Raw genomic sequence first — 21,670 nt, 5'->3', positions numbered from 1 at the left:
AATAAAAGCGAATTAACAGGGAGGGTACTAAAATATTTTATTATTTTTAAAAATAACCTTGTAAAAATGCTTAAGTCTTGTTTATAATTATCTTAAATTTCAAAAAATATAAAAAATTAATCTATAATGAAATGTTCGGTGAATGACACCTAATATATTTTTTACCTAATTAATTTCACCACTGGAGAAATTAATTAGGTAAAATAGTTGATTTTATATAATGACAGATTGAATTCAGTTCTATTAATACCATCGTGTTATTATTTTTTTACAATGGCATTCCTTTTATCTTGAATCTGTTTAATCAGATGAGATATAAAATGCAAATAAAATTCTTGAAACGAAGGGGGATTATGATGAAAAGGAAAAAAGGAATCAAGTGTTTGTTCTTGACGTTACTTTCGATCGCTCTTATTACGGGGTGTTCAAGTAATGAAACTGGAGGGGGAAGTAGCGAGAATGCTACTCAAAAGGAAGAGATGGTCATTGCGGTTAATGAGAACTTTATTTCAATGGATCCACATAATACAGGGGATACGAACTCCAACTCGGTGCAATCTTCCATGTTAGAAGGTCTATTAGGAATTGATCCTGAAGGAAAAATTATTCCTTTATTAGCGGAAGAGTTTAGCGTTAGTGAGGATGCATTAGAATACACCTTTAAGTTGAGAAAGGAAGTTAAATTCCACGATGGAACTCCATTCAACGCTGAAGCAGTGAAGGTTAACTTTGAGAGAATTATGAATCCAGATAATAATCTTCGCCTCAACAGCCGTGGATTCAATTTGATTGAAGAAATTAAAATTGTAAGTGAACATGAGGTGAAAGTGAAGCTATCATCCCCATACAGTGGGATGTTAACGAGGTTTGCTTCAGCTAAATTAATAAGTCCAAAGCTAATAAAGGATGGTAATCAAGATATTTCTAAAAATCCAATCGGAACGGGTCCATTTAAATTTGTAGAGTGGGTTCAAGGCGATCACTTAACGGTTGAGAAGTTTCAGGATTATTGGGGTGGAAATAATCGAATTAATAAAATTACGTATAAACCTGTTCCAGAAAACGGGTCACGTGTAGCAATGCTTAAGACTGGTGAGGCTGATGTGATTTATCCACTGCCGGTACAAAACGTAAAAGAATTAGAAAGTGATAAAAATGTTGAAGTAAAAAAAATTCCTTCCGTTATTGCTAGATACGTGTCTATCAATACAACAAAAGAACCCTTTAACAATGTGAAGGTTCGACAAGCATTAAATTATGCAGTCAATAAAGATGCATATATTAAAGTCGTGAATTCAGGTTTTGGAAAGCCATTGGATTCCATCATACCAAGTAAAACCATTCATTATGAACAACAGCAATCTTATGATTATAACATTGATAAGGCAAAAGAACTCTTAAAAGAAGCCGGATATCCTGATGGGTTCAAAGCTGAAATCTGGGGGAATACAAATTCTGACACGATGAAAGGGATGCAATTTATTCAACAACAACTCAAAGAAGTCGGTGTTGAAGTAGAAATTAAGTCAATGGAAGAAGGAACATTATCGGAAGAAATTTATGGTCCTCAAACTCCAGAAGAAGCAAAAGTGCAAATGTGGTATGTAAGCTGGTCGGCCTATCCTTCAGACATTACAAATGCGACCAAGCCATTATTCAGTAGTGAATCCTTCCCTCCTAATGGAGCAAATACGGCTTATTACAAAAATGATGTGGTTGATCAATTGTTTACTGATGCGAATGCTACTTCGGATGAAAATAAGCAAAAAGAAATTTATGGTGACATACAATCGACCGTTTATAAGGAGGCTCCTTGGATCTTCTTAGGTGTAGACGAAATTGTAGCTGGGTTTAGATCAAATGTTGAAGGTGTAGAAATAGCACCAAGTGGGGATATCATGGTCCGTGATGCAAACTTTAAATAAAGATAAATAGAAAAGAAGTGGAGGTTATCCGAAGCTTCTTTTCTTTCAGAAAGGAGTGTTCTAATGCTTCAATACATAATGAAGAGAATCCTTGAGATGATTCCGATTCTGATTATTGTATCGATAGTAGTTTTCCTCTTTACTCACCTTATTCCAGGTGATCCTGCAAGATTGGTGGCAGGAAAAGATGCAACACTCGAGGAAGTGAGTAAAATCCGGTCAAAACTTGGATTAGATTTACCTATTTGGGAGCAGTACTTTACGTATATGGGTAATTTATTAACAGGGGACTTAGGAACTTCATTAAAAACGGGATTACCTGTATCTGACATGTTTGTGGACCGATTTTTACCATCTATCTATTTAACGCTATTAAGCATGGGGTGGGCAGTGATCATCGGTCTATTGATTGGAACGATCTCCGCTGTTTTCAAAAATAAGTGGCCAGATTACATTGGGATGGTAACGGCTGTCTCAGGAATCTCCTTGCCTGGATTTTGGTTAGGACTTATTTTAATTCAAATCTTTTCCGTGCAGCTAGGTTGGTTCCCTACAGGCGGTTCAGAAGGGTGGCAAAGTTATATCCTGCCTTCTATTACATTGGGTGCAGGAATCATGTCAATGCTAACGAGGTTTACGAGATCTTCATTACTCGAAACATTAAGAGCAGATTTTGTTCGAACGGGTCGTGCAAAAGGATTAAAGGAACGAATTGTTATTACAAAACATGCCCTCCGAAATTCATTAATACCTGTTGTTACAATCGCAGGTTTACAATTCGGCTTTTTATTAGGGGGTTCCGTAGTAGTAGAAACGGTATTTAGCTTTCCTGGCATGGGGAGGCTGCTCATTGATTCCATTGCATTCCGTGACTATCCAGTAATTCAAGCTGAGTTACTGCTCTTTTCTTTTGAGTTTATCATCGTTAATTTACTTGTTGATGTATTATACAGCATTCTTAACCCAAAAATTCGCTATGTGACATAGGGGAGGGAAAACCAAATGGAAGTAACAAAGGAAGTCAATTCGTATCGTGCCGTTATGAAAGAAAAGAAGTATTCTCCAATAAGAGAATTCATAAAAAATTGGAAAAAGCAAAAGACGGCTTTTTGGGCAGGCATCTTCATCGTCCTACTTATCATAATAGCGTTCATCGGTCCTGCTATTGCACCTTATGATCCCTATAAACCAGATTATAATTCTACACTAGTAAAGCCAAATCAAGAGCATTGGGCAGGGACGGATGCATATGGAAGGGACATTTTCAGCCGATTACTTGTAGGAACTAGAATTTCACTAAGCGTTAGTTTCTTATCTGTTCTGTTAGGCGCTGTTATTGGCACCTTTTTAGGATTAATTAGTGGTTACTTTGGTGGTTGGTTAGATCGCATTATTATGAGATCAAGTGATGTGATGTTTGCTTTTCCAGACTTATTATTAGCCATTGCGATTGTCGCTATTTTAGGACCAGGATTAAACAATGTTATTATCGCCGTTTCTGTCTTTAGTATACCATCATTTGCCAGACTCGTTAGAAGCTCAAGCTTAGAAGCAAAAGAGGTAGTGTTTGTGGAAGCGGCTAAATCAATGGGGGCACCTCATCATAAAATTATCATTAAGCATATACTGCCATCCACACTTAGTAGTTTAATCGTTTTCTTTACGATGAGAATTGGTACAGCCATTTTGGCAGCCTCCAGCTTGAGCTTTCTTGGATTAGGAGCCAGCCCTGAAACCCCTGATTGGGGAGCAATGCTAAGTATGGGGCGGGATTATTTAGGCACCTCCTCACATGTAGTCATCATGCCTGGGATTGCCATTTTTTTGACGGTTCTTGCCTTTAACCTTGTAGGGGATGGTTTGCGGGATGTGTTAGATCCTAAAACGAAGAATGAATAAGGAGTTTGAGGGATATGGAAAACTTATTGCAAGTCAATCAACTTCAAACGGAATTTAAGAAGGATGATCAACCAATCAAAATTTTACACGGAATCGACTTTCAATTAAATAAAGGGGAAGTACTAGGTCTCGTTGGTGAATCCGGATGTGGTAAAAGCATTACCTCTCTTTCGATTATGAGGTTGTTCAGGGGAACAAGTGGAAAAATTAGCGGGGGATCGATTTACTTTAATGGTGAGGATTTAACGACCCTTTCTGAAGAAAGTATGAGAAAAATTCGTGGTAAACAAATGGCAATGATTTTTCAGGAACCAATGACGTCATTAAATCCCGTCATGAAAATTGGAGAGCAAATGATGGAGCCGATCCGTCTGCATTTAAGCTTAAAGAAAAAAGAGGCAAAATCTCACGCTATTTCGATTTTAGAAAAAGTGGGAATTCCTCGTGCGGAAGAAATACTGAATGAATTTCCGCATCAGCTTTCAGGTGGAATGAGACAAAGGGTAATGATTGCAATGGCGATGTCTTGTAATCCTAAGCTATTAATAGCGGATGAACCAACTACGGCTCTGGATGTAACGATCCAAGCACAGATTTTATCCTTGATGAAGAAGCTTCAAGAGGAGGAGAAGATGTCCGTTTTGTTAATCACTCATGACTTGGGAGTTGTCGCAGAAATGTGTGACCGGGTTGTGGTGATGTACGCCGGGAGAGTGGTGGAAGAAGCTTCCGTTATCGATTTATTTGAGGATCCAAAACATCCCTATACAAAGGGGTTAATAGGATCTGTACCGAAAATAGGTGAAAAAAGGGAGAAGCTTGATTCTATTAGTGGAAATGTTCCTGATCCCTCAAATATGCCGATGGGGTGTAAATTTGCGCCTAGATGTAAAGAGGCAATGCCGATTTGTTTTGAGGAAGAGCCGGATACGGTTTCATTTGAAAATAATAGATCATGCAGTTGCTGGCTTTTTCATGAAGAGAGGGGGGAAATGAGTGTCTAGTCAAAACCTTTTACAAGTGAACGGATTAAAAAAATCATTTGATTTATCAGCTGGAATTTTTGAAAGAAAAAGATCGTTAAAGGCTGTTCATAATGTCTCGTTTGCGATTAGAAAAGGAAAAACATTTAGTCTGGTTGGAGAAAGCGGATGCGGAAAATCAACAACCGGGCGACTTATTTCTCGTCTTCTTAGACCAAATGAAGGGGAAATCTGGTTTGGCGGTATGGAAATCTCGCAAAAGAAAGAAAACCAATTAAAAGCAATGAGAAAAAAAGTTCAAATGATCTTTCAAGATCCCTATGCATCACTAAACCCGAGAATGAAAGTGAGAGATATCATTTCGGAGCCGCTTGAGATTCATACGAATCTATCAAAAGCTGAGAGATATAAGCTAGTTTCTGAAATGCTAGAAATCGTCGGTCTAAATGAATATCAGGCAGATCGTTATGCCCATGAATTTAGTGGGGGGCAACGACAGAGAATTGGTATTGCTCGAGCACTCATAATGAAGCCAGAGTTAATTATTGCAGATGAGCCCGTTTCAGCATTGGATGTATCGATACAGTCTCAAATATTAAACCTGTTAAAAGATTTACAAAAAGAATTTCATTTAACCTATCTCTTTATTTCCCATGATTTAAGTGTTGTGGAACATATTAGTGATGATATTGGAGTAATGTATTTAGGGACGATTGTAGAATCGGGGCCTAAGGAGGCAATCTTTTCAAACCCGCAGCATCCTTATACACAAGCATTGCTGTCATCCGTACCGATACCTGATCCAAAGTTAAGAAGGGATCGGATTATTTTACAGGGGGACCTTCCAAGTCCGGTTAACCCTCCTGCTGGATGCCGTTTTCATACCAGATGCCCTGCCAGAATGGATATTTGTAAAACGATAGAACCTTCCTCTATAAAAGGAAGGGTAGAAGGCCACATTGCTGCTTGCCATTTACTAGACTCATAGAATGATAAAAAAACGAGGTGTTTAAAATGAAGGTAGGACTAAGTTCATACAGTTTATTGAACGAATTAAAAGCGGGGACTATGACGATTTTGGATGTAATCCAATGGATTTCCGATAATGGTGGAGAACATATGGAGATAGTACCCTACGGTTATTCGGTAGTTGATAATATTGAATTAGCTGACGATATAAGAAAAAAAGCGAATGAAACTGAAATTGAATTATCCGCTTATTCACTCCCAGCAAATTTTGTTCAAGATACTCAAGAGTTATTTGACGAAGAAGTAAGCCGACTTAAGCGTCATGTTGATATTGTGAATCGATTAGGGATTAAGATTATGCGTCATGATGTTACAGCGTTTATGTTAAAACCAGAAGAAATGTCGATTCATTATTTTGATAAGCATTTTTCAAAAATAGTAGAAGGTAGTCAACGGATTGCTGACTATGCAGCGAAGTTCGGAATTACGACAACGATTGAAAATCATGGATTTAATGTCCAATCAAGCGATCGTGTTCAAAGGGTGATTCATGCTGTTAACCGCGAAAATTTTAAAACGACCCTTGATATTGGCAATTTCCTTTGTGCAGATGAAGATCCACTTGTTGGTGTGAAGAAAAACATCGGTTATGCTGCGACTGTTCATTTTAAAGACTTCTATATCCGTCCGTATTATGAAAATCCAGGAGATGGAGTTTGGTTTCGAACTGTCAACGAGAATTACTTGCGCGGTGCTATTGTTGGTCATGGAGACATAAACATTCGTGAAGTCATTAAATTAGTTAAAAATGCTGGATACGATGGATTTCTTACTGTTGAGTTTGAAGGAATGGAAGATTGTAAAATAGGTTCTAAAATTGGTATGGATAATGTAAGACGTTTATGGAATGAAATTTAACATTTTAATAGGGATAAGAATTCTTTTGTGAAAGGGATGAAAACATGAAAAAGTTGAATGTCTGCATCATTGGTACAGGATCTATTTCGGATATGCATTTTCAATCATATCAGAATAATTCCAATTCAATAGTATATGGCGTCTATGATTATTCTAGAGAAAGAGCATTAGAAAAAGCGAATGAACACGGGGTTGAAAAAATCTATCATTCGTTAGAAGAAGTATTTAATGATGATAAAGTGGATGCTATAAGCGTTTGTACCTGGAATAACACTCATGCTGATATCACGATTAAAGCTCTTAATAGTGGAAAGCATGTATTAGTTGAAAAGCCATTGTCCAAAAATGTAGAAGAAGCTTTAAGGATTGAGGAAGCAGTTGGTAAATCAAATAAAAAGTTACAAGTTGGATTCGTTCGAAGGTTTGGTACCAACACAAAAGTGTTGAAATCGTTTATTGATAAGGGGAAACTAGGTGAAATTTATTATGCAAAAGCTTCTTGCCTGAGACGATTAGGGAACCCTGGTGGATGGTTTGCGGATAAAGAAAGATCTGGTGGGGGACCGTTAATTGATCTGGGAGTACATGTCATTGATGTATGCTGGTATTTAATGGGACGTCCAAGAGTAAAATCCATTTCTGCCAACACTTATCATCATCTTGGGAACAGAGCAAATATAGAAAACTTAAGCTTTTATAAAGCAGCTGACTATGACAAAGAGAAAAATAGTGTAGAAGATTTAGCCAATGCTTTAATTACTTTTGAAAATGGTGCTTCCTTATTCGTGGATGTATCGTTTACACTCCATACCCAAAAAGACGAATTACAGGTGAAGCTACATGGAACAAAAGGCGGGGCCGAATTAGAGCCAGAGCTGATTATGATTTCCGAGGAAAACGATACTATATTAAATATCCATCCTCAAATTGATCATGTTTCATTTGATTTTGCCAATGCTTTTCAAAATGAAATTGATTCATTTGTTTCAAGCTGTTTATTCGAGAAACCAATCATGGCTCCAGTGGAAGACGGTGTGGAAATGATGAAAATTCTAACAGGTATATATAAAGCCTCAGAGGAGAAACGTGAGGTGACCTTTTTGTCATGAGCTCAGCCAATCAATTATCAAATAAAATCGGTGTGATTGTCGATAGCCTGCGATTACCACTTCGTGAAGGGTTGAAGAAGGCTAAAGAAATGGGGGCTGACGGTGTTCAAATCTATGCTGTTGAAGGAGAAATGGCTCCTGAAAATTTATCATCCATTGCTCGTAAAGAATTGAAAGGCTATATTGACTCGCTGGGTTTAGAGATTTCTGCACTATGTGGGGATTTAGGCGGATTTGGGTTTCAGGATGCAATAGAAAATCCTAAGAAAATTGAGAAGTCCAAACGGATATTGGACCTTGCCCTAGAACTAGGGACAAATATTGTTACAACCCATATCGGAATGATTCCCGAGCAAAAAGAAAGCAAAATATATGCTGCCATGCAGGATGCTTGTGAGGCACTTGGAGTTTATGCTAAGAGTATCAATGCTTTTTTCGCCATTGAAACAGGACCGGAAACCTCTAAAAGATTAAAGTTATTTTTGGATAGTCTAAGCACGAATGGGGTTTCAGTCAACTTTGATCCAGCGAATATGGTTATGGTAACCGGTGATGATCCTATAGAAGGAGTAAAGCTTCTAAAGGATTATATTGTTCACACTCATGTCAAGGATGGAATACAGCTCAAGCCTGTTGATCCACGTGATGTATATGGCTTCTTAGGGTATGGAGGGGGGGCAGGTCACGACGAACTTGCCAACTTAGTTGCTTCGGGAGAATTTTTTAGAGAATTACCACTTGGAAAGGGCAAAGTACATTTTTCTAGATATTTTGCTGCTCTTCAAGAAATCGAATATGAAGGATATTTAACAATTGAAAGGGAAGTGCAAGATAATCCTGTAAAAGATATTGCAGATGCCATCAAGTTTATTCAATATTATAAGTAAGTGTTTAAACAGTAGTGGTTGATTTTCCTGAAACATTCTTGAGAATCATCATACCATCACAGATGAACATAATTAAATAGAAAAGAAGGTTTATCGATGGAAAAACAAGATCAACTCCTTATGAAAAAACAAAATAAAAATCTAGTCCTCGACTTGATTAAAGGTCGGGGACCCATTTCGAGAACAGAGATTGCAAAGATTACAGGGATGAGCCCTACATCAATCAGCAGAATTGTCCATGATTTACATGAACAAGGATTTGTAAGAGAAACTGAGCTGGTCACTTCTGGTGTGGGAAGGAAGGCCGTTTTAGTTGATGTAGAAAAGGATGTTCTATTTACTATTGGAATTGATATTGATAAATCGAACATAAAAATGGCAATCGTAAATTATGTTGGGGATATCATCGATCTAATAGAAATTCAAAGAAATCATTCTGAGAACTATGAAGAAACATTAAGTAAGATAACGAATCATATCCGGGATATGATTGAACATAATAGAATTTCAAATGAAAAAATTATTGGAATGGCTGTAGGGTTACCAGGGTACATTGATTATAAAAATGGTGTTGTCAAACTATCAGATCAACTCTCTTGGAAAGAAAAACCTTTAGCTGAAGATTTAAAAAGATTAACCACATTTGATGTCGTTGTTGATAATGAGCTTAAAATGAAAATCATCTCAGAATACTTCATAGGAAGAGCAAAAGGTGTAAAGAATGCTGTACTAGTAGGCGTTGGTACTGGGATTGGTTCGGCTATTATCTTAAATGGTGAAATATACAGAGGAGAGTCGAATAACGCAGGGGAGATCGGGCACACAGTCATTGATCCGACTGGGAACGTTTGTAATTGCGGTAAAATTGGCTGTTTAGCTACATACATTTCTGAAGGGGCCATTCTTGCTGACAGTAGAAAAGTGAAAGATCTCACTTCTATAGATGATGTATATGAAGCCTTTCGTAATAGGGAACAATGGGCCATCAACATTTTAGATCGAACAACAACCTATCTTGCTCTCGCTATTAGCAACATACTTTGCCTTTACAACCCAGAAGTTATTATTTTAAGTGGAAATTTATTTGAGAAATTACCAGAAATCAAAGAAGTGATCGAAACGAAATTCGAAATTTACACTTGGGAACCAGTAAAGGAAACGGTGAGAATGGTCTATTCACAATTAAATAATCAAGGGGTAGTGCTTGGAGGAGCTATACAAGCTCAAAATGCCTTACTTGATTTAGATTAATCATGATTTGACAATTGAATAAAAGGGGGAAATAAGAGAGTGACATACAAAACGTTAATAGAGGAAACTAGGGCTGGATTACTAGAAAACATTCATTCCGGCGTCATCTGTGGAGTAAATGATCAACTTCATACAGTCTATCAAATAGGGAACAGTCATCATCAAACCTATTATCGTTCTGCAGCTAAACCTTTTCAAGCATTGCCTGTTTTCCTTTCGGATATCATTGAAAAATATCAACTGAATGAAGAAGAAGCCGCTTTATTTACGGCTTCCCACCGTGGGGAAACTTATCATATTGCTGCCCTTGAATCGATGCTTAACAAGCTGCCTGTAGATGAGGGAGAATTATTTTGCCCCCCCTCCTATCCTTTAAATTTAGAGCCAAAGGAAGAAATGATTAGACAGGGAGTAAGAAAAAGGAGATTATTCCATAATTGTTCAGGTAAACATATGGGGTTTATAACAGTTTGCCGTGAATTAGGCTATCCAATAGAGGGGTATTGGAAAGTGGACCATCCCCTTCAACAAGATATTTTAACGATTCTTTCCACTTTAGCAGAAGTTCCGTTATCAAGTATACAAAACGGTGTAGATGGATGCGGTGTTCCGGTTTCCGCAATTTCGATAGATCGGATGGCCATTACCTATTTGAAATTGGCTTGTCCAGATTTGATTAAAGACTCAAAGCTTCGAGAAGCCGTAAAAAAAATGACAAGGATCATGAATCATCACTACAATATGGTCGCATCTGATCATTTTATTTGTTCAATATTATTACAAGATCCGAATATTGTTGCAAAAGGTGGAGCGCAAGGGGTTTATTGTTTTGGTCTAAAAAATGAGAGGCTTGGATTCGCCTTGAAGGTGTTAAGTGGTTCTGAAAGTGTTTGGCCCAATATAGTAGCCTCTATTCTAGAACAAATAGGTTACTCCAATCAAAAAACCATCCAATCTCTCCGTTCCTTACGTCCTTCCGTCATTCATAATGACAGCGATGTGAGAGTGGGAGAAATAAATACGTGCTTTACTCTTCATAAGCTAACAGTGGATGGGCGAAATGTTAATCGAGCGAGTTGCTGACAGAACGAACAGAAACCAAATGAGGATAGAAATAGTAAAAGGCCTTACATATGATAAGGCCTTTAAATTTGACTTCCTTTCATTTTCCAAATAATGATGGAAATGATATAATTTTACTACAAGATTTTTTTGGAATATTTATTTGGTTGTGAACATTTTTTATTATTAGGGGCTGTCCAAAAAGCAAGGTGTCAGGTTCCACAACTTCAATAGATAGAAGAAAGTCTGGACAATCATTGTGGTTCTGGCCCCCTTCTGGACAGCCTCATCATTTTTTAATACTAATAGTCTGAATTTTATGTAAACAAAAATTGAAAAGTTGGACAGAGAATCAGGGGGATAAGGGATGAATCAAGCAGTCGAAAAGATAAGAATCGTAGAATACGATCCAAGCTATGCAGCAGCTGTTGCGGAAATGTGGAACAATAGCCAGGACGGCTGGGGTGGCGGGAATACTGTTCAAACAGCAGAACAGGTCCTAAAGCAAGAAGCAAATTCAACAAATCTTCATCTATTTTTAGCATTGGATGGGGAGAAAGTGGTTGGATATTGCAGTCTTGGTGAATATCGTGAGGATGAAGGGGCCCTTTATATTCCTTTATTAAACGTACGGGGAGATTATCAAGGTAAGAAAATCGGTAAATTGCTTGTATTAAAAGCATTAGAACGTGCGGTTGAAATGAAATGGCCGCGTCTTGATTTGTATACATGGCCAGGCAATACGAAAGCAGTCCCTCTATACAAGAAATGTGGCTTCTTTTGGGAAGAGCGGGATGATGCGACTCATTTAATGAACTTTATGCCAACCGTCTTACATACCGATGCCGTTAAGGACTTTTTTGAAGATTTAAATTGGTATGAAGCGAGCACAAGAACTATTGAGGTAAAACCAGATGGGACAAAAGAAAATGAATTCCGTGATTACGAGTATTCATGGTCGAATAACGGGAGAAGTCTTAAAGTGGAATTCGAACGTTCAGGAAGAGGACTTCGCTTGATTGAGACAGATGATTATCGAATATCAGCAACTCTTGAAGACTTTAAGCTCGTATTTGGATCAGAATACAAAATTCGTTATCACATAAAAAATAAAACAGGACAGCCTCTAGCGATCTCTCTTAAAGGTGAAAACAATAAAAACATTCAGTTTGCCTTCCAGCAGGAATTGGTCGAAATAAAGGATGAAATAAAGATAGAGGCTCCTTTCTATGTCGATCGAATCGACGAAGAACAAAGTATTTGGAGAACACATCCAACTGTTAACACTTTGGTTACAATCAATGGAAAAGAAGCCTTATTTAAAGTAGGGCTATTACCCAAATTCCCGGCTAACCTTACATGCCATACACCTGGAACCTTAGCATACATTGGAAGATCATCTTCTTTATATATTGATATAGAGAATAACTTTAATGAAACGATTACGTTTTCGTTCACTTTACCAGAAAGTGATTTATTGCAGTTAGAGAACAATGCGATTGAAGTGACATTAGAACCGAAATCAAGGCGATCCATTCCAGTTGCTTACACATTAAAGAGCCATGGATTTTATTCACCTGAAGTGGAAATTACAGCTGTGAAACAAGACCAGTCCACTATAAAGTTTACGAAGAAAATCGGAGTAGCATTCAAAGGGATCGGGGCTAAGTTTTCAGGTGAGTGTGAGGAAAGGTACCACGTCTATAATGGTCAATATCATATGTGGCTGGAGAAATTCGATAATTGGCTCGTACCAGGGAAAGAAAAAACCGACGAGCAGGAATCTGCTTTTATGTATCCGAAATTAGGAAAGCCTTTTTCCGAAGAGTTCTCAAAGATACGAGCGGAGAAAGTAGAGTTTATCGAAGATGCTCGTTCAATTGGTTATCGGGCAACCTATCAATCAAAAGCATTCCCGGATGTAAAGCTACATGCAGTAGCGAAATTATATGGAGAAGGGTTAATCGAGCATCATTATGAAGTGGAAAATACACAAGTAAACGCGCTTTCAGAAGAAATGTGGTTAAACATTCCTATTTACCATACCCTTGAAAGAGCAATTATCCCTTATGAAAATAAGTTCATTGAAATGAAGGATTCCATTGGTTCGTTCCTATCATATTGGAAGGGCGATTCTGTAACAGAGAATTGGATTTTCTCTAGGGATCATCAATCTCCACGAGGCATCTGTTGGCCAAAAGAAGAAAAGATTAACTTCGGCAGTTGGTTTGTTTATTTTGAACACCATATTGGTAGATTAAAAGGAAGAGAGATTACTAAGACAAAGCCATTTTTTATGACTATTGGTGCTTTCCAGGATTGGCCATCATTTAGAGAATTTTCAATGCAGCAGCAAGTTGAGCAAGAAGCACTAACAGAGCATCTGGAATTTGTTGTGAATGATCACAATCCATTTATTTCTAAATCAGACATTCATGCTAGTATATCAGATTACAAGGCATCCTATTTCAATGGAACAATCGAAATTTTATCAGGGGATACAGTACTAAGCAGCAAGAGTTTTAATACAAAGGATGCGGTGAAAACGGGAGAGTTCGAAGTGAATGTTGAGAACTTTGATCCTATTGGTCTACTATCTACTAGAATGAAGTTGGATTCAATTGAAGCAGAACAGGCATCTCTATATGTGAGAAAAGGAAGCGAACCGATTCGTTTTGAAACTCATATGAAGGATGGAGTAGAAACGTTTACCTGTCATAATAGTCATTTGGAAATTTCGGCTGCACCAGAATTTTATCCAAGTCTATTCTCACTAAGAGCAAACGGGAGGGAGTGGTTGGATTCATCCTTTCCAAAAGTAACACCGAAATCGTGGTGGAATCCTTGGCCAGGGGGAATCAGCAGCGGTATCCGTGAGGTTAGTCCAAATTCAATTTTGAAGGAAAAACGCCAAGCTACATTCGTATCATTAAATGATTCGAAAGGGAATAAGTGGGAAGGTTTGAAGATTATCGTTAAACTAGAGGAGCATGAAAAATATAAAGGGTTTGAATATCACCAGTATTTCTTACTCTTACCTGGGTCATCTGTCCTATGCCAGACAACAGAGGTCATTCAACATTCAGACCGATATCTCAGTATGAAAAAATGGGATACAAATTGCTTCTTTAAACCGAGCCAAGATCTTGCCGATGGTTGGGGGAATTTTCAAAGCATAACGGGAGAGCGGCAAAAAATTTATGGTGGGAAAGGGGAACAGGAGATGATCGTTGGCCGAAATGCTGCATTTGGGTCAGATCATCATGAGGATCAGCTACAGGTCATAACCGATCAAAATGATCTCCAGCTTAAATCCTATATTAATAAAGAAATCATGCATTTTAGTATTCATTCGAAATTAAATCTCGAGAACGGGAAACGAATGTTTACAACACCTGTCTTCTTTATGCTGAATAATAAGACGATACCTGATACAGCATTGACCAGCTTGAAATCTATTCGTTTTTAAGAAAGAAGGAACAAAATGAAAATAATTGACGCACATATGCATTTTTCAAATATTGAGAGCTTTAAAGAAACAGCAATAAATCAGTCTAAGCTAGACTATTCCTATAATGGTATTTTGAAAGAGTATGAAGAAGCCAATGTCGTTCTAGGAATTGGAATGGGCTTAGTGGAAAAAGAAGTAGAAGGGTTTCCGGACCCTTCTGCCCCTACTCCAATGGGATTAGACCTTGATGAACGTATTCCGCCGCCTGTAGTTTATTGTGCAGGGATTAACCCATATAATCTCGATTCACAATCATTACAGAAGCTAGAAAAGACGTTACAAAATCCAAGAGTTGTAGGAATCAAAATGTATTTAGGTTACTATCCATTCTATGCCTATGATGAAGTGTACCAGCCAGTATACAAGCTTGCTTCTAAATATGAACTACCCGTTGTTTTTCATACAGGAGATACCTATTCAGAGAGGGGACTATTGAAATATTCCCATCCCCTAACACTTGATGAGGTGGCTGTAGAACACCGGGATATTAACTTTATGATGGCTCACTTTGGGGATCCCTGGACATTGGACGGAGCAGAGGTCGTTTATAAAAACCGTAATATGTATGCTGACCTATCGGGATTAGTGGTTGGAACGGCGGGGGATATTAAACGGTATAAAGATTCACCACGTTTTTTCAATCATCTAAAGCATGCATTAACCTTCACCGACAATTATCAAAAATTCCTGTTCGGGACAGACTGGCCGCTTGTTCCAATCGAGCCGTATATTGAATTTATAAAGGAAATCATTCCAGCAGAATACCATGAGGATGTATTTTATAAGACGGCGGTGAAGGTGTTTCCGAGGATAAAGCCGTATTTGTGATTGGACAACGAAGAAAAGTACATATAAGAACATTAGGAGAAGAAACATGAATGATCTAGCGAGTAAATTAAAAAATTATCTGTCTGGAAAACCAAATATTAAATTTGTTGAGGATGAATGTGTACCAGAAATGGCACAAATCGTCGATGAATTTTCAGATTTTGTTTACGGTTTTGCAGAATTTTTAGAAGATGGTTCCTTTAGTAGTTTTACGATCGATTTGGACCCAAATAAAGAACTAGAGTTTATGAGGAATGCAAGGAAAAGCGAAGTGACTAGCAATCAATTGATCGAGATGGCTCAGCGTTTTGCAGAAGATTTTTGCTACCGAAAGTCGTATTTTAATGCATTAATAGAATGGAGTTCAGACAGTTATACGGTTATATTTGAAGAACGAGATGAAACATTAAACCTTTCCATTCCTCATACGGGTTGTAGCGTTTCATTAAATCAATTCGGTGATATCGAATCTGCTACTTTAGGACAAAAAATGTATCACCTTTCCTATCCGGATGTGAAAATAAATAAAGATCAAGCAAAGCAAGTCTTAAAAACAGAATCACTGCTTCAATTAGCGATTGATGTTGATAAAGAGATTAACCTTGTTTATCATCCCAATCATGAGATTATGGGAGTAAGTGTTAATGGTGAAATTGAAACAGTATCAGAATATATGGGGGTAGAAGATGCCCCTCATACCTCAATTAAGCAAGTATTTGTGACTGAAACTATTGAGGATATGCTAGGTTTGACATCGGTTCATGAGTTACATGAAGATAATGGTCTTTTAAAACGTTGGATTGATAAGCAGGCGTTAATTGGAGAAAAAAATGTAGAGGAAATGGAAGCAACAATATTGATTGAAAAGGATGGTTCAAGAGAGTTTTATGAATCAAATGTTGATTGGTCAAAAGGCCATCAACCCTTAAGTCAAGAGTTCTTAGAGAGGCAGGCTTTAGCATTTTTAGAGGCAGTGGTAGGAGATATTCATGAAAAATATTGGTTAGAAGAGCAGTTAATAGAACTAGAAGAGGATGATCTATCTGATGATGAGGAATTGGAGGATCTGTTTGAACCGTCAAGAGTGTTTACATTTATTCGTCAGCATCGTGGAATGAAATTAGAGGGATTTAAGGCAACCATTGATGTTGGAATCTATTCGGGGATCATTAGAGGTAGTGAAATTGCTACACTTGATGAACAGGCCTTAGATGCCCTTGACTTATCTCCAAAAGTATCCCTTGAAGAAGCGGAAGAAATCTATTTTAAGCAAATGGAGATGAAGCTTAAACGCACTGTCGAAAATTTTGAAGAGCCTTCCGTTTACGGCCTATCTTATATCGTCGATTTTCCAGGTCCGAACGGCCATATTAAAACAATAAATGCACATACTGGTAAGGTTGAATATGTGGATTCAGGAATTATAGAAGAGATTTAGAAAAGTGAAATGTACTATAATGAATAGATGGACCGGATAGAATGATAGAATTCCCTGTTTTTTGTAGATATTTCCAGTGCGTGATAAAAAGAAAGAGACGAGATGTGTGGAGGGATCACAATCTTGTCTCTTTTTCATTAATAAAATGTTTTATAGGGGATGAATACCAATAAAAGTAAATTCAATTATTCATAAAGTCATAGTTGGAATAAAAAAGAAGGAAGAGGGGAGAAATAAAAGGTGTGTTCCAATTTCAAATCATGCAGTGCACCGATTATTGACCGGCAAAGATAGTGAATAGAATCTTTACGAAAAATTGACCTAAACACAAATTCAATTTCACACTTATTCTCTATTCTAATTCTTGATGATCAAGAATGGGGAGGAAATGGCTATGAAGCAAATGAGAAAACATCTTTTATTATTGCTCGTATTTGTGTTATTAGTTGGAAATGGTTTAATGGGTTCATTGGAAGCCTTCGCGTCTACTCATGCGAGACAATCTCCAGTTCTAACTCATACTGAAGGTGGACCATCGTCAAAGGAAGAATTGAATCATGAGGATCTTGTAGAACTTCAAATCCTAGGGTTAACAGATTTTCACGGGTATCTTAAAGCATTAAACGATAAGAACAATGGTCAAATCAATTCCCCCGATGGGCCGATAACTGTTGGTGGTGCAGCCTATATGGCGACACACCTTCGGAATCTTAAAGCAGGAAAGGAAAATTCAATCCTTTTTTCAGCTGGTGATGATTTTAGTGGTTGGCCGTTCGAGGTAGCCGCTCACCGTGAAGAGCCTACAATTGAATTCTTGAATGCAATCGGACTCGACTTCTCTGTAGCAGGAAACCATGAGTTCGATGTATCCAGTGATTTTCTAAAGAACCATATTATGAATGGAAAATGTTTTGGGGTTATTAATGAAGATAGTTGCTTTAACGACTCTACAGGTCAGCGATTTCAAGGTGCGGATTATGAATACATATCTGCTAATGTACGTGAGGCAGATTCAGGTAATCTGGTGTTAAAGCCATACGTTATTAAACAGATTCCTGATGGGAAAGGTAATACAATTCCTGTTGGATTTATAGGCCTGACAACCCCTACAACAGTAGAAGGGTCAACATCCTTCCAGGTTGGCGCTCTAACGAATGACCCTCTTTTAGAGTCAGCGAACAAATATGCAAAAGTGCTGAAGGAAATGGGAATCAAAACGATTATTGCAGTCGTTCATGAAGGTGGTTCAACGAAGAGTGATGCTATCGACTTTAACGGCTGCGATCGCCCATTTGGCCCTATCTTTGATTTTGCTAAACAAGCTTCAGCTGAAATCGATGCGATTATCGGTGGTCATTGGCATGCAAAGTTTAACTGTTCCATTGACGATCCTGAAGGGAATCCACGTCCAGTCATTGAAGGGGCAAATCATGGTCGTCTAATTAGTGAGATAAACCTATCTATTGATCCAGTTAGTAAGGACGTAGTACGTGAAATGTCGAGATCATTGAACCATCCTGTGACCCGAGATGTACCAGCTGATCCAGTGATTTCAAAAATGGTCGCTTATTGGGATGATAAAGGTAAGGAGCGTTGGGCAAAGCCTATAGCTAGACAAACAGATGATTTAACTCGAGCTCGAAATGACAAGGGAGAAAGCACGCTTGCTAATGTCGCTGCAGACGCACACCTTGCAGCTGGGAAAAAAGCTGCCAATCCAGCAGACTTTGCTCTCACGGCTGCAAGTCCATTACGTGGTGATCTCTTGTACAACAAAGGGAAAAATCCTGCTGACAGTGATGGACAAATACTATTTGGCGAACAATGGCATGCACATGGCTACGCAAACCCTGTATTAGTTGTTACATTCAAAGGACAACAGATAAAAGAAATTCTTGAAGAACAATGGCGTTTAAAACCGGATGGCTCGGTCAGTTTTCACCCGCTAGCAGTCTCTCAAAATGTCCATTACACATACAATGTGGATAAAGAACTAAATCATCGCATCAACCCAGATTATTTCTTGATTAATGGAGAACCACTTGACCTCGAACGTACTTATCGAGTGGCCGCCCTCGCATATATAGTCATTGGAGCTGACGGATATGAAACATTTAAGGAATATCGTGACCCTGTTCGAGTAGGGGGAGATTATTGGGTATTCCTAGATTATCTTAAAAACCAGAAGGTCATTGAGCCACCTGCCCTTCACCGGGTCACATCAACAACCCTAATCACAATGAACGAAATACAAAATGTGCTAAATCACTATGTGAATTCTGGTGATGTAGAAAAACCATTAGACAAAGGGTTATCCAGCCGTTTGAAAATGGCAGAACATCATTTTAATCAAAACTCAGAAGATAAAGCAATCAAAGAATTAGAAAAATTCATCACATACGTTGACAAGCGATCCATGCAACGATTTATTTCACAAGAAGCGCATGACGTTTTAGAAGTAAAAGCAAGAGCATTGATGGAGAAGTGGCTATAAAATACATTATTTTGTAACGAGATTGAATTTTACCATTCTCAAGCCTCAAGCAAGTAGTAGTGTTTGTAGTAAGCAAAATAAATTAAGAAAGGCGTACTCCTATTTAAAAGAGGGTACTGCAAAAATACAATTTATTAATAATGAAAAATGGTAAATGGAAAACGAGCCCAGAATCGTTTCTAAGGCTCGTTTGGCATATAGGGAGACATTTTTGTACCCCCTAGAATCATCATATTTCTTAAACTACCATTTTGCAGTGACCTCATTTAAAAGGACTGCGCCTATTTTCTTATTATTTTTTGAAATTGGTGGAGTAAGATATGTAATCAATTTAACTTCACCAACATTTTACAAGCATCCTCACCTATCATATAATTGGGAAGTTAAAGGGTTTCACAGGGAGTGAGGATCATCAAAAATATAAAGAAATTTATATATATATTCTTGGGATTTCTATTTATGGGGATAGGGATTATAGGAATTGTTTTGCCGTTAGTACCGACAACGCCATTATTGCTATTGGCATCCTTCTTTTTTGTTAAAGGATCTAAAAAATTTGAAATCTGGTTCAAAAATACGAAGGTTTATAAAAAGTATTTAGAGGAATTTGTCAATGAGAGAGCGATGACATTAAAGCAGAAAATCTCAACGGTCTTATTATCTGATTGTATGATCGCCTTTCCATTCTTTTTAACGGACAGAATCAGCGTAAAGATTGCCCTGATTTTAATGGAAATCTATAAATATTATTATTTCTTTTGTAAGATCAAAACGATTAAAGATACATCTAAGCTTAGTTTAGAGAAAGAAAATAAATAAAAAGAGACTATCGATGGCTCATTTTGATTATAAAACAGATAATTTATGATTCTATTTCCATTTTCTGAATTTGTCCTTGTTCGGACAGCCCCATTTTCTTTGTCTTGATGTGGAAAATGCACAACTTTTCGATTTTATGCACGAAAACGAGAAGTAAATGCACGAGATTTCGAATTTATGCATGTAGGAAACGAATAAAAAAGGGAACAGGAACCATTACTTCAAGAGATAGAAGAAAACCTCAGGAGTGTTTTCTATCTCTTAACGAACATATGGTTCCTGTTCCTTTTTAGAAAGCCCCATTCATAGATGAATAAATACGTTTATGATTCTAAGCCCATAAAGTCGGTTTACCAACCATAAACCATAGCATAATCATTAATAGGATGATGTATATCCAAATCGACCTTTTAAGTTTAGCTGCCAACACTTCTTTATTCTGGTCTTGCTCTTCAAACTTACGGAGTTTGGGAGAAAAGGCACGGGCTAGGAAAAATAGTGAACAGCCCATGACGATAAGTGTCATGATTAGCCATGGTGTACTCCAAGTCCAAGGTCCTGAAATGACGAGCAGAATACCAGACACAACAAGTACATGACCAGAATGCTTTGCTAGTCGAACAACAAATCGAAATGTATCCAGATAGGCTCTCATCTCCGTATCTTTTGCATGAAGTAATTTTTTTACAAGTGGCAATAAAATAAAGAATGGGCCAATGGATACGATTACGCTAATAACATGTATGTATATTAGAATGCGGTACAATAAAAAGTCCATTTCAGTTGCCTGTTACTCGTTAACTTGACTGAACTCATGTACCCAGACTCTCATTTTTGGAACCCATGGCATTCCAGGATGCATTGATAATATCGATTCTTTGTATTGTTCAACTGTGTCATAACCCTCTTGGCGAGCATGTTCATTCGTCAATTCACCTAGCGATTGAGAATAAACTCGATCCACCTTGAATTGTTTATCCTCTAATACCATGATCTCACCGACATCAGCATATCTTCCGTTTCTACGTGTGGCAGTTTTCTTGCCTTCGATGACTTTTTGAACATCTTCGGGCAAAGTAACAAGCCTATCAATAGTACAAGTTTTTGGTGGTAGTTCATTTTGTGCTCCATGATTAGTCAATTGAAATGACTCCCTTCATTTTGTATATCTTAATTAATGTATCATAATTTGAACGAGACTAGTAGCGTTTTAAGACTGTCTCTTATAGATACTACATCTAAGAGATAATATTATTATCCTTCAAAAAGTCAATTAATAACGAAACCCCTCATCATAGCTGATCTCTTCTTTATCATAAGTTCCGATTAATAAACCATAACAATATTCTCAATAAATTGAGTTTTTAAAAGCTGCTTTCAAAAAAACAGAACCCACTCGTTTTCATTCATTCCTTTATAAAAAACGCTTCAAAATCAAAATTATTATTATAATAACCAACATGCAAATGGTATTTTTTATCAAAATCTATCATATAAACACCGCCTTTATTTGATTTTTAAGAACCTAAATTTTTGTAAAAGGTTGGTTGGATCGCCAGAAGCACCGCTTAAAGCGA

Annotated in this window: 17 protein-coding genes; 15 read left to right on the top strand and 2 right to left on the bottom strand. The window is 37.5% G+C overall.

Annotation, left to right across the window (positions count from 1 at the left end; all coding sequences use genetic code 11):
- Window positions 1-356 precede the first annotated feature (356 nt).
- The 15 genes from JOC86_RS18005 (at window position 357) to JOC86_RS17935 (ending at window position 20,093) form a co-directional block, all read left to right on the top strand.
- On the top strand, window positions 357-1,925 hold the full coding sequence (locus JOC86_RS18005; protein WP_205174336.1) for a glutathione ABC transporter substrate-binding protein: 1,569 nt from the start codon (window positions 357-359) through the stop codon (window positions 1,923-1,925).
- Between the two features lie 63 nt (window positions 1,926-1,988).
- Window positions 1,989-2,912: a nickel ABC transporter permease gene (gene nikB, locus JOC86_RS18000; RefSeq protein WP_205174335.1), complete on the top strand. Its 924-nt coding sequence runs from the start codon at window positions 1,989-1,991 to the stop codon at window positions 2,910-2,912.
- Window positions 2,913-2,927: 15 nt separating this feature from the next.
- Entirely contained in the window at window positions 2,928-3,824 is an 897-nt protein-coding gene (locus tag JOC86_RS17995; protein ID WP_205174334.1) for an ABC transporter permease subunit, read from the top strand.
- 14 nt (window positions 3,825-3,838) lie between these two features.
- Window positions 3,839-4,828 carry an ABC transporter ATP-binding protein gene (locus tag JOC86_RS17990; RefSeq protein ID WP_205174333.1) on the top strand — a complete coding sequence of 330 codons (990 nt, stop codon included), beginning with the start codon at window positions 3,839-3,841 and terminating at the stop codon, window positions 4,826-4,828.
- Window positions 4,821-5,795 carry a dipeptide ABC transporter ATP-binding protein gene (locus JOC86_RS17985; protein WP_205174332.1) on the top strand — a complete coding sequence of 325 codons (975 nt, stop codon included), beginning with the start codon at window positions 4,821-4,823 and terminating at the stop codon, window positions 5,793-5,795. Before JOC86_RS17990 ends, JOC86_RS17985 begins: the two co-directional genes overlap by 8 nt.
- Before the next feature lie 26 nt (window positions 5,796-5,821).
- A complete protein-coding gene (locus JOC86_RS17980; protein WP_205174331.1) occupies window positions 5,822-6,694 on the top strand; it encodes a sugar phosphate isomerase/epimerase family protein in 873 nt (290 codons plus the stop codon).
- 44 nt (window positions 6,695-6,738) lie between these two features.
- On the top strand, window positions 6,739-7,803 hold the full coding sequence (locus JOC86_RS17975; protein ID WP_205174330.1) for a Gfo/Idh/MocA family protein: 1,065 nt from the start codon (window positions 6,739-6,741) through the stop codon (window positions 7,801-7,803).
- Window positions 7,800-8,690: a sugar phosphate isomerase/epimerase family protein gene (locus JOC86_RS17970; RefSeq protein ID WP_205174329.1), complete on the top strand. Its 891-nt coding sequence runs from the start codon at window positions 7,800-7,802 to the stop codon at window positions 8,688-8,690. The genes JOC86_RS17975 and JOC86_RS17970 overlap by 4 nt, the downstream gene beginning before the upstream one ends.
- A 96-nt stretch (window positions 8,691-8,786) precedes the next feature.
- Window positions 8,787-9,941: an ROK family transcriptional regulator gene (locus tag JOC86_RS17965; RefSeq protein WP_205174328.1), complete on the top strand. Its 1,155-nt coding sequence runs from the start codon at window positions 8,787-8,789 to the stop codon at window positions 9,939-9,941.
- Window positions 9,942-9,980: 39 nt separating this feature from the next.
- On the top strand, window positions 9,981-11,024 hold the full coding sequence (locus JOC86_RS17960; RefSeq protein WP_205174327.1) for an asparaginase: 1,044 nt from the start codon (window positions 9,981-9,983) through the stop codon (window positions 11,022-11,024).
- A 346-nt stretch (window positions 11,025-11,370) separates the two neighbouring features.
- Window positions 11,371-14,472: a GNAT family N-acetyltransferase gene (locus JOC86_RS17955; protein WP_205174326.1), complete on the top strand. Its 3,102-nt coding sequence runs from the start codon at window positions 11,371-11,373 to the stop codon at window positions 14,470-14,472.
- A 15-nt stretch (window positions 14,473-14,487) separates the two neighbouring features.
- Entirely contained in the window at window positions 14,488-15,342 is an 855-nt protein-coding gene (locus tag JOC86_RS17950; protein WP_205174325.1) for an amidohydrolase family protein, read from the top strand.
- A gap of 46 nt (window positions 15,343-15,388) precedes the next feature.
- Entirely contained in the window at window positions 15,389-16,780 is a 1,392-nt protein-coding gene (locus JOC86_RS17945) for a hypothetical protein (protein ID WP_205174324.1), read from the top strand.
- A 394-nt stretch (window positions 16,781-17,174) separates the two neighbouring features.
- On the top strand, window positions 17,175-19,274 hold the full coding sequence (locus tag JOC86_RS17940; protein WP_205174323.1) for a bifunctional metallophosphatase/5'-nucleotidase: 2,100 nt from the start codon (window positions 17,175-17,177) through the stop codon (window positions 19,272-19,274).
- A gap of 402 nt (window positions 19,275-19,676) precedes the next feature.
- Window positions 19,677-20,093, top strand: coding sequence for a YbaN family protein (locus JOC86_RS17935; RefSeq protein WP_338021778.1), 417 nt, complete (start codon window positions 19,677-19,679; stop codon window positions 20,091-20,093).
- A 331-nt stretch (window positions 20,094-20,424) separates the two neighbouring features.
- Here the strand turns inward: JOC86_RS17935 and JOC86_RS17930 are convergent, their stop codons facing one another.
- Window positions 20,425-20,871, bottom strand: a complete 447-nt coding sequence (locus JOC86_RS17930; RefSeq protein WP_205174322.1) for a hypothetical protein — start codon at window positions 20,869-20,871, stop codon at window positions 20,425-20,427.
- Between the two features lie 12 nt (window positions 20,872-20,883).
- Window positions 20,884-21,234 carry an ASCH domain-containing protein gene (locus JOC86_RS17925; RefSeq protein WP_205174321.1) on the bottom strand — a complete coding sequence of 117 codons (351 nt, stop codon included), beginning with the start codon at window positions 21,232-21,234 and terminating at the stop codon, window positions 20,884-20,886.
- Window positions 21,235-21,670 lie beyond the last annotated feature (436 nt).

The sequence above is a fragment of the Rossellomorea pakistanensis genome (genome assembly GCF_016908495.1).
GTDB lineage: Bacteria > Bacillota > Bacilli > Bacillales > Bacillaceae_B > Rossellomorea > Rossellomorea pakistanensis.
The sequence above is the reverse complement of the archived record's forward strand: the minus strand, read 5'-3'. Positions and strand labels throughout refer to the sequence as shown.